General features: G+C 54.6%; 20 protein-coding genes. 13 read left to right on the top strand and 7 right to left on the bottom strand.

What is annotated here, in order from left to right:
- Window positions 1-122: 122 nt before the first annotated feature.
- The 6 genes from KVT34_RS17270 to tatA all read left to right on the top strand — a co-directional run bounded on the left by KVT34_RS17270 (window position 123) and on the right by tatA (window position 3811).
- Complete coding sequence (locus tag KVT34_RS17270) at window positions 123-656, top strand: DUF4178 domain-containing protein (protein WP_217560050.1); 534 nt, start codon at window positions 123-125, stop codon at window positions 654-656.
- Between the two features lie 150 nt (window positions 657-806).
- A complete protein-coding gene (locus tag KVT34_RS17265; RefSeq protein ID WP_217560049.1) occupies window positions 807-1520 on the top strand; it encodes a DUF4247 domain-containing protein in 714 nt (237 codons plus the stop codon).
- A 194-nt stretch (window positions 1521-1714) separates the two neighbouring features.
- On the top strand, window positions 1715-2131 hold the full coding sequence (locus KVT34_RS17260) for a DUF2188 domain-containing protein (protein ID WP_217560048.1): 417 nt from the start codon (window positions 1715-1717) through the stop codon (window positions 2129-2131).
- Between the two features lie 158 nt (window positions 2132-2289).
- Window positions 2290-3111 carry a YitT family protein gene (locus KVT34_RS17255; RefSeq protein WP_217560047.1) on the top strand — a complete coding sequence of 274 codons (822 nt, stop codon included), beginning with the start codon at window positions 2290-2292 and terminating at the stop codon, window positions 3109-3111.
- A 157-nt stretch (window positions 3112-3268) separates the two neighbouring features.
- Window positions 3269-3457, top strand: coding sequence for a hypothetical protein (locus tag KVT34_RS17250; RefSeq protein WP_377630112.1), 189 nt, complete (start codon window positions 3269-3271; stop codon window positions 3455-3457).
- Window positions 3458-3589: 132 nt separating this feature from the next.
- Window positions 3590-3811, top strand: a complete 222-nt coding sequence (gene tatA, locus KVT34_RS17245) for a twin-arginine translocase TatA/TatE family subunit (protein ID WP_103997610.1) — start codon at window positions 3590-3592, stop codon at window positions 3809-3811.
- A 161-nt stretch (window positions 3812-3972) separates the two neighbouring features.
- Here tatA and KVT34_RS17240 read toward each other — a convergent pair whose 3' ends face one another.
- Genes KVT34_RS17240 through KVT34_RS17230 form a run of 3 tightly spaced genes read right to left on the bottom strand, consistent with a single transcriptional unit; the run spans window position 3973 to window position 5676 of the window.
- Window positions 3973-4869, bottom strand: a complete 897-nt coding sequence (locus KVT34_RS17240) for an aldo/keto reductase (protein ID WP_217560045.1) — start codon at window positions 4867-4869, stop codon at window positions 3973-3975.
- Window positions 4870-4895: 26 nt separating this feature from the next.
- Window positions 4896-5438 carry an NADPH-dependent FMN reductase gene (locus KVT34_RS17235; protein WP_217560044.1) on the bottom strand — a complete coding sequence of 181 codons (543 nt, stop codon included), beginning with the start codon at window positions 5436-5438 and terminating at the stop codon, window positions 4896-4898.
- Window positions 5439-5457: 19 nt separating this feature from the next.
- Window positions 5458-5676, bottom strand: a complete 219-nt coding sequence (locus KVT34_RS17230; RefSeq protein WP_009675021.1) for a DUF3906 family protein — start codon at window positions 5674-5676, stop codon at window positions 5458-5460.
- Window positions 5677-5836: 160 nt separating this feature from the next.
- Here KVT34_RS17230 and KVT34_RS17225 point away from each other — a divergent pair, with 160 nt between their 5' ends.
- Window positions 5837-6793, top strand: a complete 957-nt coding sequence (locus KVT34_RS17225; RefSeq protein ID WP_217560042.1) for a D-2-hydroxyacid dehydrogenase — start codon at window positions 5837-5839, stop codon at window positions 6791-6793.
- Between the two features lie 166 nt (window positions 6794-6959).
- On the opposite strand, the gene pfkA is transcribed toward KVT34_RS17225, so the two are convergent.
- The 4 genes from pfkA to KVT34_RS17205 form a co-directional block, all read right to left on the bottom strand.
- Window positions 6960-7928 (bottom strand): 6-phosphofructokinase, encoded by a 969-nt coding sequence (gene pfkA / locus KVT34_RS17220; RefSeq protein WP_217560041.1) that lies wholly within the window; start codon window positions 7926-7928, stop codon window positions 6960-6962.
- Window positions 7929-7970: 42 nt separating this feature from the next.
- Complete coding sequence (locus tag KVT34_RS17215; protein ID WP_217560166.1) at window positions 7971-8996, bottom strand: tetraprenyl-beta-curcumene synthase family protein; 1026 nt, start codon at window positions 8994-8996, stop codon at window positions 7971-7973.
- A 37-nt stretch (window positions 8997-9033) separates the two neighbouring features.
- Window positions 9034-9663: a hypothetical protein gene (locus KVT34_RS17210; RefSeq protein ID WP_217560040.1), complete on the bottom strand. Its 630-nt coding sequence runs from the start codon at window positions 9661-9663 to the stop codon at window positions 9034-9036.
- Window positions 9664-9839: 176 nt separating this feature from the next.
- Window positions 9840-10154: a hypothetical protein gene (locus KVT34_RS17205; RefSeq protein ID WP_042230870.1), complete on the bottom strand. Its 315-nt coding sequence runs from the start codon at window positions 10152-10154 to the stop codon at window positions 9840-9842.
- Window positions 10155-10567: 413 nt separating this feature from the next.
- On the opposite strand from KVT34_RS17205, the gene KVT34_RS17200 reads away from it, so the two are divergent.
- The 6 genes from KVT34_RS17200 to KVT34_RS17175 all read left to right on the top strand — a co-directional run bounded on the left by KVT34_RS17200 (window position 10568) and on the right by KVT34_RS17175 (window position 16774).
- Window positions 10568-11770, top strand: coding sequence for an MFS transporter (locus tag KVT34_RS17200; RefSeq protein WP_241688834.1), 1203 nt, complete (start codon window positions 10568-10570; stop codon window positions 11768-11770).
- Window positions 11763-12545, top strand: coding sequence for an ABC transporter ATP-binding protein (locus KVT34_RS17195; protein ID WP_217560039.1), 783 nt, complete (start codon window positions 11763-11765; stop codon window positions 12543-12545). The genes KVT34_RS17200 and KVT34_RS17195 overlap by 8 nt, the downstream gene beginning before the upstream one ends.
- Window positions 12542-13939, top strand: a complete 1398-nt coding sequence (locus KVT34_RS17190) for an ABC transporter permease (RefSeq protein ID WP_217560038.1) — start codon at window positions 12542-12544, stop codon at window positions 13937-13939. Before KVT34_RS17195 ends, KVT34_RS17190 begins: the two co-directional genes overlap by 4 nt.
- A 17-nt stretch (window positions 13940-13956) precedes the next feature.
- The gene (locus tag KVT34_RS17185) at window positions 13957-15054 is read left to right on the top strand and encodes an efflux RND transporter periplasmic adaptor subunit (protein WP_217560036.1); all 1098 of its coding nucleotides are present in this window, start codon (window positions 13957-13959) and stop codon (window positions 15052-15054) included.
- Between the two features lie 143 nt (window positions 15055-15197).
- Window positions 15198-15845 (top strand): nitroreductase family protein, encoded by a 648-nt coding sequence (locus tag KVT34_RS17180; protein ID WP_217560035.1) that lies wholly within the window; start codon window positions 15198-15200, stop codon window positions 15843-15845.
- A gap of 107 nt (window positions 15846-15952) precedes the next feature.
- Window positions 15953-16774, top strand: a complete 822-nt coding sequence (locus KVT34_RS17175; RefSeq protein WP_217560034.1) for an N-acetyltransferase — start codon at window positions 15953-15955, stop codon at window positions 16772-16774.
- The last annotated feature ends 2 nt before the right edge of the window (window positions 16775-16776 follow it).

Below are 16776 nucleotides of genomic sequence, written 5' to 3'. Positions count from 1 at the left end.
TTTTCCAGTGACTATTTGCCCATGTGCAGGGAGGAAGAGGGTCTGACATCGAAACCTTAATCGCTTTTCATCGTATATAATGGACAGAAGAACAACAGATTAAACGTAAGGAGCGTCCCTTTATGTCTATATTCAAACGCGTAGGCAACATTATCCGCAGCAACAAACAGCAGGAACCGGTCAGACAGGCGAATCCTTTCGAGGAATCACGCGTCGGCGATATCGTCAACGTCGATCTCGAGGAGTACGTCGTTACCGGGAAAGTGATTTATTTCGACCGCGGTTTCGAGCCTCACCGGTATGCGTACTATCTTCAAAGCGGTAAAGATGTCCGCTGCCTGCTGATCGAGAAAGGCCGTTCTTACGAGTGCTTCCTTTGCGATTTTATGGAGGGAGCGCTCGACGACCCGAACGACGTGCCTTCCCGGCTCGAGCTTGACGGAGAAGACACGTTCGAACTGGAGCATCACCGCAGCGATGTGACCCGTACGGAAGGCAACACCGATTTCCGCAGCGGCGATGAAGTCATGATCTGGAGATACTTCGGACCGGACGACCGCTATTTCTTCCTGCAGTGGCAGGACGGCAAATTCGTCGCCATGCAGGGCGAACGCACGCCGGCCTCGCAGGTCAAATTTATGCGGGCGACGCTTTAACGTCCGGCGGGCGGAAACCCGGTTCGTTCATTCCGGCGGCAAACGGCGCTGAGGCTGCAGACGGCCGCACAGACTGTCTGTGCGGCTTCTCCAGTTCAAACGGAGGCTTCTGTTTTTATTCCCCTTCAGCCTTCAGGAGGTGCCTTCCGCTTGAACAGATGGACATCATGGATTTCCTGCCTGCTAGCATTCGTTCTGCTCACGGGCTGCGCCCCCAACGCCAGTGATTTCGTCCGGCAAGAGTATAATCTCACCAGCGCCGACGGATCAGGCAGCAATTTATCGAAAGTATACACCGCCGAGAATAAAGACGTCCCGACAGTGGCCAAGGAACTCGCCGCCCGGGAGAAGCCGCGCGAAATCAGCAAGGAATCGCAGGATCAGATGTTTCTGCTCTATCCCGACAAGGTCATCAACCTGCAGCGGGACGAGCAAAACCCGGCGAACACCCTGGTTCAATTGGATTCGATCCAGTATGCCCGGGAGCATTATTCGCCCTCCTTCCTGCAGACCTTCCTGACCGCAGCCATGCTTCAATCCGTTCTCGGCGGCGGTTTTTTTGGCAATCGTGGGGGCAGCGATTACCGCGGCTACCGCTCTACCCCGACCTACCGGGGGACGCCCGGCGGTTATTCGCCCGGTACGGGCACGGGTACGGGCACAACCAAGCCGCCCGTAACGTCGGACCGCGAAGGCTCGTTCCGGACGCCGGGCAGCCCGTCCGGCACTACCGGCGGGATCGGTGCCGGAACGGGAGCCGGCGGCAGCCGCAGCGAGATCACCAAGCCCGGACGCACAAAGTCCGGGATCGGGACAAGACCCGGCACAAGCGGCCGTTCCGGATCGTTCAAGAGGCGGCGGTAAGCCGGTTGCGTGGCGGCGGCCCCCTCCCTTGCAGTACGAGCCGGTTCCGCGCTAGGCCGGAACCGGCGAGCCGTGCGGCCGTCCGACGACGGCCGTACGGCTTTTTACATAGGTCGCTCCTGCTTAATTCTTCCGCATTTCGGGTAAAAGAACAACGAACGCAACAAAACCGTTACACGGAAGGAGGAACGATTATGCCTTGGACCAAGAACGACTATCCGCCCTCAATGAAAAATTTGCCCGAGCGGGTTCGCAAGAAAGCCGTTGAAATCGCCAACGCCCTGCTGGACGACGGATACGAGGAAGGCCGAGCAATCGCGATTGCAACCGCGAAGGCGGAAGAATGGGAAGACAATCACCCCGATCACCGGAGCGGCGGCAAAAGCGGTACGGAACGCCGGGCTTCTTCCTCCCACTCCTCACCGCTTCATGTCGTGCCGGACGGCGACGGCTGGGCCGTTAAAGCCGAGGGAGAAGATGAACCTCGCTATGAAGCGGACACGAAAAGCGATGCGGTCAAAAAAGCCGACGAGCTTGCCTCAGACGCCAACACGAGGGCCGTCATCCACCGGAAGGACGGCACCGTCCAGGACTCCCACAATTACTCTTAACTCCACAAACGGACCGGCCGAAAGTAACCTGAACGGCAGAATGACAGGTATATTTTCGAAAAGGTCCGTTTTTTTATTATCCTTCGGTCAATTCCTCTTGATGTTTATCCCGGATGAGTGGTACTTTTAATCTGCATACTACTTCTTGAGGTGATCGTGTGGACAAAAAAGCGATTTCCATCGCGGTTGTACTAATCGGCGCGGCACTCGTCGCGTTCGGCTTTAACATGTTTCTTATTCCGCACGAACTCCTGAGCGGCGGAGTATCCGGTATTGCGATGGTAATCGGATACTTGACGAACATGGATATTTCCATTTTATACTTCGTCCTGAACCTGCCTTTGATCATCTGGGGGCTTGTCATCATCGGACGCCGGTTCATTGTGCTCAGCCTCGCGTCCGTTATCGCCACGACCTGGTTCATGCAGCTGATCCCGGTACGCGAGCTGGTGCAGGAGCCTATTCTCGGGGCCGTATTCGGCGGCGTGCTTGTGGGAATCGGCGCCGGCATCACGATACGAGCGGGCGGCTCCACGGGCGGGTTCGACATCGTGGGGTTCATTTTGACGCGCAAGCGCGATTTTCCTCTCGGCCAGATGCTGTTCGCTTTGAACGGCGGCGTTATTTTTATGCTCGGTTATTTTAAAAACAACTGGGACCTCGCCCTCTTCTCGATGCTGTCCATTTTTATTGCCGGCAAGGTGATCGACACGATTCATATCCGTCATATCAAAGTGACCGCTTTCATCGTGACGAAGCAGAGAGAGGCGCTTCTGGAAAAGCTTCTCGTGATTCCGCGCGGGGTGACCGTTATCCGTACGGAAGGAGCTTATACGAATCAGGAGCAGAGTCTGCTGATGACGGTAACGACGCGTTACGAACTGGTCGGCCTGCAGAAAATCATTAAAGAAACCGATCCTAAAGCGTTCGTGAACGTGGTCGAAACGGTCGGTGTCCTTGGAGAATTCCGCCGTCAATAGCACCACGATTTAATCGGGAACCCTCCACGATGTGCCAATGCAACCCGCCGCTCTTTATGGTATAATGTAAGAAGGCTTCGGCTTGGCTTCATTTCGGTTTACGAGTAATATTTCCGCTTAGCTTTCTCATCAAATCCGGATAGGAAGGATGATGGAAATGGAAACCGTAAAACTGTCTCATATCGTGAAGACTTATACCCCTGAGCTTTATACGTTTTTAACGCGTACGGAACTCAATTCCGAAATCGTCCTCGTGAACGGAATGCAGTCCCTGGATCAGGAAGATGTGATTGAAATTGTACAGTTTAGCATAAACGAAAACCGCAAAGACGCCTTCCTCCACTAGGAGGGCGTCTTTTTTGCAGCTATGTCACAAAAAAGTAGCAAATGAACTGGATTGGTGTCCCATTACATGGTATGATAAGGGCACGATTGAATAGCCTGGTTGTATGCCGGCATCGAATTGGAGGTACATGTAATGAATTTTTTCTCTCCATGGCATTTACTGCTCGTTGTTCTAGTTGCTTTACTGCTATTCGGACCAAGCAAATTGCCTGAACTGGGACGCGGCTTCGGACGTATGTTCAGAGAATTCAAAGACGCGACTAACGGTCTCGTTTCCGACGAACCGAACCAAGCGGCTCCGGCGCGTAAAGAAGTCAACACTAATTCTTCCGTTGAAGAAGAAGCGCGGAAATAATTTTATACCCCCTTTATACACAGAAGACTCCGCGTCGATGCATGCAGGGTCTTTTTTATTGCAGACAAACAGCCCGGCAAGGGATCTCCCTTGCCGGGCTGTTTGCGTGAAGCTTTTACTGCTGCTGTAAAGGAACCCTGACGAAGCGTACCGGCTCTGATTCAGCGCAATCCCGGCCAGTTCCCTCCGGATGCCTGCTGCCAGCGGCCTCTGATTTCGGCAATCGCTTCGATCGGCAGCGGCCCCCGGGAGAGGAATGCCGCATTCTCTTCCCAGCGTCCCGGACGCGTCGTCCCCACGATGGCCGTATGAACACCGGGCACCGACAGGGTGAACCGAAGCGAATAAGCGATGGCTTCCGGTACGGATTCGTTCAGGAAATGGTACCGCAGCCGCTTCAAGCGTTCCCAGTATTCGTGGTGATAGCTGTCGGCAGGCTTCTCTCCCGTCCGCCAAGCGGCGTTAGCAAGAGGTCTCTTCGCGATGACGCCCATCCCCCGCTGCCGGGCTTCGGGAATCGTCAGCTCGATCGCCTCCTGATCGGCTATGCTGAGCGACGTCTGAAGCGTGTCGAACAAGCCCGTCCGGACGGCGTACAGGGCGGCTTGCCCGTCTCCGCTGCATCCGATGAAGCGGGTTTTGCCCTGCTTCTTAAACTTCTCAAGAAGCCCGATCACTTCCCCCCGTCGCAAAATCTCCTCCGGGCAGCTGTGCAGTTGAAGCAAATCCACGTAGTCGGTTTGGAGACGCTTCAGGCTGCGATCAATGCTTTTCTCAAGCATTCCCAAATCCCAGTCTTCTTCTTGAAAACCGGCGCTGTGGCCGATTTTGGTAAACAGGCTGAATTCCGCCCGGCGGTGCGAGACCGCTTTTCCGATTAATTCTTCGGAATCTTTGTAGCATTCTCCGGTATCGATGACAGTAAGTCCCGCGTCCAGCGCACGGCCCAGCAGATTTTCCACCGTTCCCTGGTCAATGCTCTGGTAGCCGATTTCGGCGCCCCCGAATCCGAGCGAGCTTACCTGCAGGCCTGTCCGGCCCAAAATCCTCTTCTCCATCTCGTTGCCTGACTCTCCTTTCAACCTTAAACGGATTTACGGAAAGTCTCTGTCATGGACAGGAAGTAAGTGACCGTTCTAAGGATACGCTCGCGGATTTGAAGCGTTTCGGGCTCGCCCTGTTCGTTAAACGTCCGGCCCGCGCCCCCGATGGAAATCCACTCCGGGCAGTTAATGCCGTGAAGGTTGCGGACAACCGTCTGAAGCTGCTGCAGCGAGCTGACTCCGACAGCACCGCCCGCGGAACTCATCGACAGCACGACTTTGCCGTCCACGTACTGGGCGTCCATGTGATCGAGCGCGTTTTTCAGTACGCCGCTCATGGCGCCATGGTATTCCGGCGTAGCCAGAACGATACCGTCCGCCTCCATGACCGTTTGTTTCATATGGACCAGATTCTCGTCCGCGACTACACTCGGATCCGGGCTGTAGAGCGGAACAGGCTGTTTGTACAGGTCGACCAGAGTCACTTCCGCCCCCTTTTCCGTCAATACTTGTCCGACATAGGCGCTTAAAAGGGTAGTGCTTGCCCCTTCGCGGTTGCTTCCGCTAATAATTACGATTTTCATTTTTTCGTTTCCCCTTTTCTTAAACCGGACTCTCGACAGCGGATTCGATTACGTACCCCGCGCCGTTTCCGACCCGTTTTTTCTCAATGATCGTCGTTTGCACGACTTCTGGCGCCACGGTGAAATGGCGGACAAGATGACCTTCTACCGCATCGAACGCCTTCGCGTCCGTTTCTGCCACAACAATCAGATAAGCCAGACTTTCTTTAAGTTCCAGCTCTACTTTGTATAAGAACATCTGCATAGCCTCCTTCTCCCACCGACATACTCGGCATCTCTGTAAGATTCCCTTTATGTTACCAAATTGTCAAGGATTTGCCTAGATGAACCTCTGCTGCTCCCGCTTGTTTTCTTTCTCCTTCTTTTTTGTTTACTATATAGAAAAGGAGCTGACCCCTATGCTGAATATAACGGCCTTAACGAAAATGGACTTGACGTATTTGCAGGATCATCTGCCTGAAGATTTGAAAAACGCCGTTTCGCTGGCGCAGTTTCCGACTGCCGAAGAGGCGGGGGACCGGCTCGCTTCCACGGATATCCTTCTCACATCCGGAACGTTTCAAGACGACTGGCTCCCTCTGCTGCCCAAGCTGCGCTGGTTTCAAAGCCTCTCGGCCGGTGTCGACAAGCTGCCTCTGAAGAAGCTGGACGAGAGAGGCATCCAGGTGACAAACATGAGCGGTGTCCACTCTATCCAAATGAGTGAATATGCGCTGTCCGTCATGCTGGACTTCGTCCGTCGTTCTCATACGCTCATGAAGAGCCAGAGCCGCAAAGAATGGAACCACCGGATTCGTACGGCGGAGCTTCACGGCCAGACGCTCGGCCTTATCGGCACGGGAGCGATAGGTTCGGAAGTAGCCCGGAAGGCGAAGGCATTCGATATGAAGGTGATCGGCTGCAGCCGCTCCGGCCGGGACAGGGAACATTTCGACGACATGCGAAAAGGAAAGAGCGGCCTCCATTCTCTCCTGCGCGAATCCGATTTTGTCGTCGTGATCGTCCCCGCCACGCGCGAGACGGAAAACCTGATCGGGGCCGAAGAACTGGCCCTCATGAAGCCGTCGGCGTTTCTCGTCAACATGGCCCGCGGCAGCGTGATCGATGAAACGGCTCTGGTCGAAGCGCTGCGGAAAGGCAACCTTGCCGGCGCGGCGCTGGACGTATTCAGGGAGGAGCCGCTTCCCGCGTATTCCCCGCTCTGGGGTATGGAGCAGGCTGCCCTTACGCCTCATATCGCGGGGAATACGCCGAAATATGTAGAGCGGTGTGCGGAAATCTTATTTCCGAATATCCGCCGTTTTATCGAAAATAAACCGTTGATCAACCGGATCGATCCGGAACACGGGTACTAACAAGCGCCGCTTGGCGCCGGGTCTGCCGCCGGGTAAGCAGGGAAGACCGGGCACGGCCGCATTCATCATAAAAGCCTTCCTTCTCCATTTGCCCGCTGAGGCCGTGGAGAAGGAAGGCTTTTGTATATCGGCTTGTTCCGGCATGCCGGTCACCCGCATCGCAGGATTACTGCGACAAACGAAGCGCAAGATTGTACAATTCCATGTTGAACGGACGTTTCGTGTTCACGACTAGGTCGATATCCGTCGCAACGAGTTCGCCTTTGATCACGCCGCAGGATTTGCCGGAGTCGCCCTCGATGAGTCTGCGTACGGCGAAGTCTCCAAGGCGGCTTGCCAGAATGCGGTCCGTATGTGTCGGCGTTCCGCCGCGCTGAATGTGGCCGAGGACGGTCACGCGGGCATCGATGCCGTTATGCTCCATGATCTGGCGGGCGATATCATCGCCTTTGCCGGCGCCTTCCGCAACGAGAATAATGCTGTGACGCTTGCCGTGGGCGAAGTTGTCGCTCATCCGTTTCGCGATTTCCTGGCAGTCGTGAGGAACTTCCGGCACGAGGATCGTCTCGGCGCCGCTCGCGAGTCCCGCGTACAGGGCGATTTCACCGCAGTGGCGGCCCATGACTTCGACCACCGAGGAGCGCTCATGCGAAGTCATCGTATCGCGGAGCTTGTTAATCGCGTCTACGACGATGCTGACAGCCGTGTCGAATCCGATGGTAAAATCGGTGAACGCAATATCATTGTCGATGGTGCCCGGAAGCCCCATCGTTTTGATTCCGAGCTTGCTCAGCTTATTCGCTCCTTGATAAGAGCCGTCTCCGCCGATAACGATCAGACCGTCGATGCCTCTGCTGCGGAGATTCTCCGCTCCGAGCTGCTGGCCTTCCGGCGTCGTGAATTCCTTGGAACGGGCCGTCTGCAGGATCGTTCCTCCGCGCTGGATAATGTCCCCTACGCTTCTAAGGTCCATCTCCGTGATATCGTTATTAATCAGCCCCTGGTACCCGCGCTGGACACCGAATACCTTCACACCGTGATAAAGTGCGCTGCGCACAACGGCGCGTACGGCTGCGTTCATCCCTTGGGAGTCGCCGCCGCTCGTAAGAACTGCGATGGATTTTACTGCTGTCATTAAAGTTCCTCCTTGCTTATCTATGAGCAATATAATGAGAGATCAGGACGTTTTACGGATCACAAGACTGTTTATCCAGAAAAACAAACGGCTGATCGTACTGTCTTTCATCAGATTCCGGGATATTTGCCGGACAACCGGCTGGTCTTTCACTTTGGGGTCGGACAAATAAAGGGCAAGCAGTCCTTCAATAACCATGCGGTGGAAAGCGGCGTCTTCCAGTTTCGAAGTGCCTTCCTTGGCCTGTTCGGCCACGTAAGCGATCCGCCGGATCGTTTCATCCATATCCGCGTAGTAAAAGCAAAAATTCAAATCTCCGCCGACACGGTCTTCTTCCTGGTCGATGAGATAATCCAGCAGAATATGAAGCCCGCATACGTAAGGAAAGTAGGCGCTTTTAATGCCCTCCACCCGCCGACGGTCCAAATTGCGGTCCGAAGCCGCCGCGAACAGCATGAACATGCCAAGCGTCGAGCCAGTTGCCGCCGAAAACTCGTTCCAAGTCAAATCGGGGTAGTTCGCGCTATGTTCCGCCCACCAGTCCAGCAGGGCTTGTTCGCGAAGTTCGAGACGAATATGTTTGTATACCTGCAAATCACAATACAGCCCCACTAACGAGCGGACCGCATCGGCCGCCAGCCCGTATGAAGGAAGCTCGGCAATGCTTTTCTGGCAGGTCTGTACGAGTTTGGCCAGATAGCCGTTGTCTTCTTTCTCATTACGATAAGCGTAATAATCGTGAAGGGGGGCCTCCGGGTCGACCGCATCCAGCATGGATTGATGCAGCATCCGGAAATCCTGCGGGTCCAGTGACGTGCTGCGGTCGCATAGGTTATCCAAGTAGTCGCTGATGGTCTGGAAAGCGACAATCAGCGAAATGAGCACCTGCCTCATCGGTAAATTGATTACCGCATAAATGGCACCGCCCTGACAGTGAAACTGTTTGGATGTCATGCTGGCAATCGCCTGCGTCCGAAGCTCCTCGTCCGGAATCCGCTCCGCTTCGCGGCGCCAGCCTTCCAATTCCCGTTTAACGCCTGGAAGCACATATTTGTATACCCGGTACATTAGGCCCAGAGGCCCCCGGGGAACGTTTAAAAATCCTTTATTCGGCAAGTTCAACGAGTTCTCCTCCATAACACTGGCGATAGCAGTAAGCAAGCAGCAGTTTGAACTCCAGGTATTGGATATGGGTGAGCCAAGCTTCGATGTCCGGATTTTGCAGCAGGGTTACCTGAAGCTCGACGGCATCCGCAAATACGGAGGAATTCCACTCTGGAGAAGTGACAAGAACGTCAATCTTTGCTTTCATCGCTTCATGCTCTATCGCCCGGAGTCCCGGCTGGCGATCCAGAAAGGACCGGACCTCGTTGACCAGGTCGGTATGGATCGGATGGTTGCCCGCGTCCTGCAGCCAATACTTCGCATTGCTGTAGTCGCCTTCCATCCGGTGCATCAGCCCGTGCCAATAGCTTCCGGTTTCATTTGTAACAGACTGGGAAATTTCATGACTGTTGTCAAGACTCTCATTAAACAGATAGAGTCCCGATTTTAGCGCCAGTGCATAAGGTTCTTTATCTGGACTGTCTCCGCTTAATGCGGAAACCTGAAGTTTGTCGATCCGGACATCGATCAGCGAATCCCATTCTTCGATCGGATACAGCGAAGGCTGCCTTCCGAGCAATGGCTTGACGATCAGTCTGATCCAAGACGGTTTCTCATTTTCTGTTGGCACCTCGAGCACTCCTTCCTGCGGCTCAGACCTGGCGCTTCAGATCCAATCTCAATTTTTCTTTCTATCTTACCAGAATTGCGGAGCTTTTACACCTCGTCTCCTCCGGCAGTCCTGCCGCAGCAAAAATACGTGCGCATCCGCGCAGAGAGAAAATCACCGGAAGGAACTCTCTGCCGTTAACCGTGTATCTTGCTTTCCACTTCCTGATTCGTCCGGAACCAGAGATGAAGGTCGTTGATGGCGCTGGCCAGCTCGGCAATCTGCGAATTAAGCGCGCAGGAAACCGGAAAGTCGTCCTCGACGTTCAACTTGTTCTGTTTGGCGATAATCTGTCCTTCAAGCTGCTTGATCCGGTCCGGGATCGTTCCCCGTATTTGTTCCCATTGAAACAGAATGGACTCTCTTTCCCTTAGAGAGTACTCTTCCCACTCCTTATCGAACTCGGGGACCGGGATTCCCAATCGCTCGTCAAAAATAAAACGGCAGGTCACAAGGCACCCCCTTCAGCTTCATCCGGCGCGATGTCTAACAATCTTATCTTCTAATGTATCACGAGGCGCAGTAACCTTTCCACTACAAGTTAACGGTAACTTGTCCCCTGCCGTTACCCGCATCCTACTGCATCCCAATTATACCGGGATATGACTTTTGTCATGGTTTCGGGGCCTCCAAAGGGGTCCTTAGGTCTAGCGGACGGTACATAACGCCTCTGTGCCGGGATATGGCGCCGGATTTGTTCATATAGGATCAAATGAGGTAAGCAGCCCCCTCTATTCTCCAAACGACTGCCGATAGCGGTGAAATGCTCAATTGCGCCGCCGCCTGCGGCGTCCGTATACTGGATGGAAAGAATACGGGGCGCCCTTACGGCGTCCTCCGTTTTTTTACAGAACAACGAAGACAGGTGGTCGCCTTGAAAAAACAAAATGATTTCGTCTTGCGGGGGTTTACGTTTTCCTATTATATGATGATGGCCGTTATCGCCACCTTCTTCCCTCTTTACTTCGATTCGCGGGGCTATTCCAAAGCCGAAATCGGACTGCTGTATTCCATCGGTCCGATGGTGAGCATCTTTGCCAACCTCGCCTGGGGATTCGCGAGCGACCGGATGCAGAAGATCAAGCCGATTATGATCACCCTGTATGTCGGACAGCTCGTTTTTGTCATCTCCATGTTCGGAACCGATTCCTTTACTGTGCTTTATGCCTTGATGGCCGGGTTTTACTTCTTCCAACAGCCCGCCCAATCCCTGAACGACAGCCAGCTCCTGCTGCATGCCAGCCAGACGGGAAAGAGCTATTCCTCCTTCCGGATATTCGGCTCCATCGGCTTTGCTTTCTCGGCGCTTTTTTTCGGGCTCCTTATAAAAGAAACTAATATCAGTCTTACTTCGTCTATTAGTATAGCGGTTATTGTGATCGGGCTGATTTTCACTCTCGGCCTGGTCGATACACGGGTTGCTTACAGCAAAATGGACTTTAAGGGCATGGGAAAAGTGATCGGTTCCCCCCGGCTGCTGATCTTCCTCCTGTTCGTCCTGATCATGTCGATTTCGCACCGGATCAATGACGGCTTTCTGGCTCTGCACCTGCGCGAGCTGGGGGCCTCGGACATGACGGTCGGTACGGCGATGATGCTATCGTCTCTGAGCGAAATTCCGGTGTTCTTCCTGCTGGGCAAATACGGGAACCGCTACAAAGAGCTGCCGCTTCTGGCCATTGCCGGATTTATGTACGCCGTCCGCCTCTTGATCGTCAGCCTGACGGATCAAACCGGCTGGGTGCTGTTCGCGCAAACGATGCACAGCGTGACCTTCGGCATTTTCTTCGTCACGGCACTGCGCTATCTGGCCCAAATCATCCCGGATGAATACAGAGCGTCCGGCCAGGCTATTTTCGCCGTTACGTGGTCGGGGCTTGCGGGAATCATCAGCGGAAGATTCGGCGGCCTGATCTATGCGGACTACGGAAGCACGGTTCTCTTCGGAATCGGCTCGGGGCTTGCTCTTACCGCTGCGGCCGGTTTTCTTGTATTTCATGCCCGCCTGAACGCCCTGGAAGCCAAACTAACTGCTATTTCAACGAAAAAGGAGGATTCGCATGCTTGAGGTAAGCGGGCTTTCGCATACCTTTCTAAGCGGTACGGAACAGTCCCAGGTGTTGAAAAACATCAATTTTACCGTGAACAAAGGAGAAATCGTAGCCCTGCTCGGAAGCTCCGGCTCCGGTAAATCCACCCTGCTCAACCTGATGGCCGGACTTATGAAGCCGACGGAGGGCAGCATTCTGATCGACGGACAGCCGATCGAGCGCATGAGCGAAAACAAGCTCGCCGAATTCCGGCGCCATCATATCGGATTTATTTTTCAATCCTATGAGCTCATCTCGCATTTAACCGTCCGGGAGAACGTCGAGCTTCCGCTCGTCTTTCAAAGCGTCAAGCCCAGCGAACGGCGCGAGCGCGCCATGAGTCTGCTTACGCAGGTCGGACTGGCGGAGAAGACGGAACTCTTCCCTTCCCAGCTCTCCGGCGGACAACAGCAGCGCGTATCCATCGCGCGTTCGCTGATCACCCGTCCTCCCGTCGTCTTTGCGGACGAACCTACGGGGAATCTGGACACCAAGACCGAGAAGGAGATCATCGACCTGCTGCTTGAATTGAACCGGACGCTTCAGCTCACGTTCATCATCGTCACGCATGAAAGCGAAGTGGCGGCCAGAACGCAGCGGGTCATTCAGCTAAAAGACGGACGGCTCGCCGAAGACAGCGATTACCTTCACGGCGAGGATGAGACGGCGGCGGCCTTGGCCGATGAATCTCCTCCGGCACTCGCGCCGGATACCGCCCTCCATGCCGGACAAGCCGGAGGTGAGCGGCCATGAAGATGCGCGATTACATGGGGCTCGGCTGGGACCAGCTCAAACGCCGGAAAGTCGTTACCGCTCTGTGCGCACTCGGGATTTCCATCGGATCCGCCGCTATCGTTGTCGCCCTGGCCGTAGGAGAATCCGCTTCTCACTACAGCGAGCAGCAGATGAAAGCGTACCTGAAAACCGATGAGATTACGATCCGGAGCGACCAAAGCCAGGACCAGGGAGCAGAGGGCTCCGCTTCGGACAAACCCGGTTCCGCTGCCGGTTCCATTACAAATCAGAAGCTCGATCTGATCCGGACACTGCCGCACGTCAAAGCCGTCGCGAGCTTTCAGCAGGTCGGTCACTTCTACTTTAAGCTCGACGACGGCAAAATCGGCAGTTTCGAGCTGGTCGCCACGGATCTGGATACGCTCGAAAAGTTCGGAAACGAGTTTCAGCAGGGCGGCCCTTCCGATATCGAAAACACGATTATTATGAACCCCGGCGCCACGATGGGTCTTCTCGACGAAGAAACCATGAAGAACCGGGATCGTCAAATGCGGGCGAACCAGAACGATCCGGCGATATGGGAAACGTTCCGGGAATTCGATAAAATCCCGACATCTCTTTATCAGAAGAAAATTACGCTGACGCTGGAACACCCAAGCGTATCGGAAGGCAAAGTACAGGCGCAAATCCCCGTACGAGTCTCGGGCGTCCTGAAAAAAGGGGAAAGTGTGCCCGCCAACATGGTTATGTATGACAAAAAGGGGTACATTTCCCATGCTCTCGCCAAACAAATCCGCGAAGCCATTAAAGCTTCGGCACCGCCGGACAGCGAAACCGCCAAGCGGATGGGGGCGGGCGAATCCTACTCGGAGGTACTGGTTAAAGTCGAGAACTCGAGCCATATCGAAACCGTCGACAAGCAGATTCAGAAGCTTCGCCTGAATACCCAGAACAATCTCCATCAGGAAGAGAGAATGCAGGGAGAGTTCGTCATCATCCGGGTCGTCTTTCTCGGCGTCGGATTGTTCGTCCTGTTCATCGCCTCCATTTCTATTGTGGTCGCCATGACGATGTCCACCTACCAGAGACGACGCCAAATCGGCATCATGAAGGTGCTCGGAGCGAACCTGAGGCAAATCCGCAACATGTTCATCGTAGAATCGGCGCTCCTGGGGCTGCTGGGCGGAATTCTCGGCATTATGCTGTCCTATTGGGTCGTCTGGGGCATTAACGCTCTGACCTTCATGATGGGCAAAAATACTGCGGGCGATGACTCCCAAATCTTGTTTATATCCACGTGGATCCTTCCCGTCGGTCTCTTCTTTGCCATCATGACAGGAGTCCTCTCAGGCATCTATCCCGCTGTCAAAGCGTCCAAAACCGACGCCCTGACAGCTATCAAACGCGAATAGGAGTGAAATCGGTAACGATGAAGAAAAAATTGTGGGCACTGGCGGCGGCGGTTGTCGTCATAGGAATCAGCGCGTTTTTATACATAAAAAGCCATCCTCAAACAGGTCCTGATCCCGCCGATATGGCGATGAATAATCCCCTTTCTTTCAAAGTGACCCGCGAAGAGCTGGTCGGCTCTATTGAAGTGAAAGGCAAATCATCTTATGAAAAAGAGACCTGGGTGCACGCCCCGTTCAGCGGGGATATCGTGAAGTGGAACGTAACCGAAGGCGCTCAAGTGAAAAAGGGCGACTCGCTTTTCGTCCTCGACAGTACGGCCATCGATGCCGAAATCGTTCAGATGCAGGCCAACCTGAGAAAACAGGACCTGGAAGCGCAGCTCGCCAAATTCCAGGAGCGTTCCGCCGAAGCTCCTACGGCAGGTTCCGGCGAATCGGGCGGCATGACGGAATCGGAATCCAAGAAACGCTATGTCGATGCCGAAAGCGCCAAATTGCAGGCCCAGCTCAATACCATGAACCGAGAGGCAGCCCAGAGCCAGCTCGGAGAAAAACAGAAAATGCTCGCCAAAGCGAATTTTAAAGCTCCGGAAACCGGCATTTTTCTTTTCGAAGATTCGTCCAAAATTCCGCAGGCCCTTCAGGCCAATAACCGGATCGGCAAAATTGTCGATTTGTCCAAGCTTGAGCTGCTCTGCTATGTGGGAGAATTCGATGTTTTTCAAATCAAGCCGGATATGCCCGTCCAAGTCAAGATCAATGCACTTGCCGACGTTCCGCTGAAAGGCAAAGTCAAACAAGTGTCCAAATTCGCCAAATCGGGAACGGAAGCGGCCTCCTCTCCGACAGCCCAGTTTGAGGTCATCGTCTCCCTGGAGCCTAACGAAAGGCTTATTGCCGGACTCAGTCTGACGGGCACCATTGAAACGGCCCGCAAGGCCGACGCTCTTGTCGTTCCTACCCTTGCCGTACAGCGTGATAAAGACAAGCATTTCGTCATGCTTGAAACACCGGGCGGCGTGGAGCGCAAAGAAATTACAATCGGCATGGAAACCGCCGATAAAACCGAAGTGGTCAGCGGCTTGAACGAAGGAGATACCGTCGTCCTCCAGTAACAATTCCGGACGGAAAGGACCGCTTGTCCATCATCGGCTTTCCCTATGCAAACTGCCGGATTTGGACTATAATTAGGAGAAGATATTAGTACCAAGTCTTAAGGACAGTATCCAGGAACCAGCGGAAAGTAGGGACTGTACGCATGAACTATGAAGAATTCAAATCCATCGTGCTCGAAAGACGGAGCGTCCGGAAATTCACGGAAGACCCTGTCTCGGTTGAGGACGTGCGCGAACTGATTGACTGCGCCAGATACGCACCAAGCGATACAAACTCACAAACATGGAAATTTATTGCCGTCATGAACGGCGAACTCATCAAAACGATCGAAGACGTTACGTGGGAAGAGCTTCACAAAAGGGCGGCCGATGCCGAAGAACGCGGCTTATCCCGTGAAGGCCGCCTTCTCGTCAAGTCTTTCGGACCGTATGCGACCGCGTTCTCGGGCGCGCCCGTGCTGATTATTTGCCTGGCCACCCCTTACGAGTCCAAATTCCGCGAGCGCATTTTCGATCCGATCGCACTTGTTGAAAACTCCGTCTGGGATGAAGAAGGCATCAAGAGCTCCTGCCTTGCGGCCCAGAACCTGATGCTGGCCGCTCATGCGCGCGGCCTGGCGACTTGTCCCATGACCGGACCGGTTCTCCTTGCCCAGCACAGGCTCCGCGAGCTTCTCCCGATTCCGGAAGAAGCGCAGGTCAACATGGTCATCGCCCTCGGTCATCCGCAGGAGCGCCCGGGCAAGCTGGCCCGCAAAGAAGTGGATGAGATACTCGAAATCATCCGCTGACCGGATCAAACGCAGGTATACTTTGAAGCCTCCCCTTTCCAAGCCGGAAACCGGGAGGCTTTCTTTTCACGTCTCACCCTGTGTAACGAACTTCAGGAGGCGATATTATGGCACAATTACCCGTACTTACGAAAGAACTTGTGAAGCGACTGGAACAGGCGGAAACGGCCTTCTGGACTTCGCGCATAGAAGCCATCGGCAGCCGCGAAGGCAACCCGATGGGCGTTCACACGGCGCGTTTCGGCCATACAAGCGCTGTTTGCACGGAGGGGATGCCCTGGCCCTTGTTCAACACCGTCAGGGGTCTGGGTCCCGAAGATATCGGAGAACTCGGGGCGATTCTCCGCTTTTACGCGGAATACGGCCGTTCCTGCACGTTCGAGCTTACTCCCGGCATAGCGGACAAGTCCGTTGCTTACGCGCTGGCTCGGCAAGGCTTTTATCAGGAAAGCTTTCACGCTTATATGTACGGCTTGCCGGAACCTATCGCCCCCGTACTTCCGCCTCACATCCGGATCGAACCGGTAACGTCGGCCGACCGGTTCGATCTTTATGCGGAGCTGCACTGCGTCGGGACAGGGATGGATGTGAGCGCGAAGCGGCATTTTATGGACAACAACATCGTCCTGCTTAATCGGCCGGGATGGCATTTGTACATGGGCTATGTGAACGATCAGCCCGCCGGAGTCAGCATGATGCACATCGACGGCGACATCGCCTCCTTCACTCTGGCCGCGACACTGCCGCAGTATAGGAGCCGCGGCCTGCATACCGCTATGCTGCAGGTGCGCATGCATGAGGCGGCCAAACGAGGCTGCCGGCTGGCTGCCGCACAGGCCGCCTTCGGCAGCGTAAGCCAGCACAACATGGAGCGCGCCGGCATGAGACTCGCTTACACGCGCGCCGTCTGGAGCGCTTTGAGCGAGTAGCC

Source organism: Paenibacillus sp. GbtcB18, assembly GCF_019091125.1.
Taxonomy (GTDB): Bacteria; Bacillota; Bacilli; order Paenibacillales; family NBRC-103111; genus Paenibacillus_F; species Paenibacillus_F chitinolyticus.
Note: the sequence above shows the minus strand (reverse complement) of the source record. Positions and strands in the feature narration are given on the sequence as shown.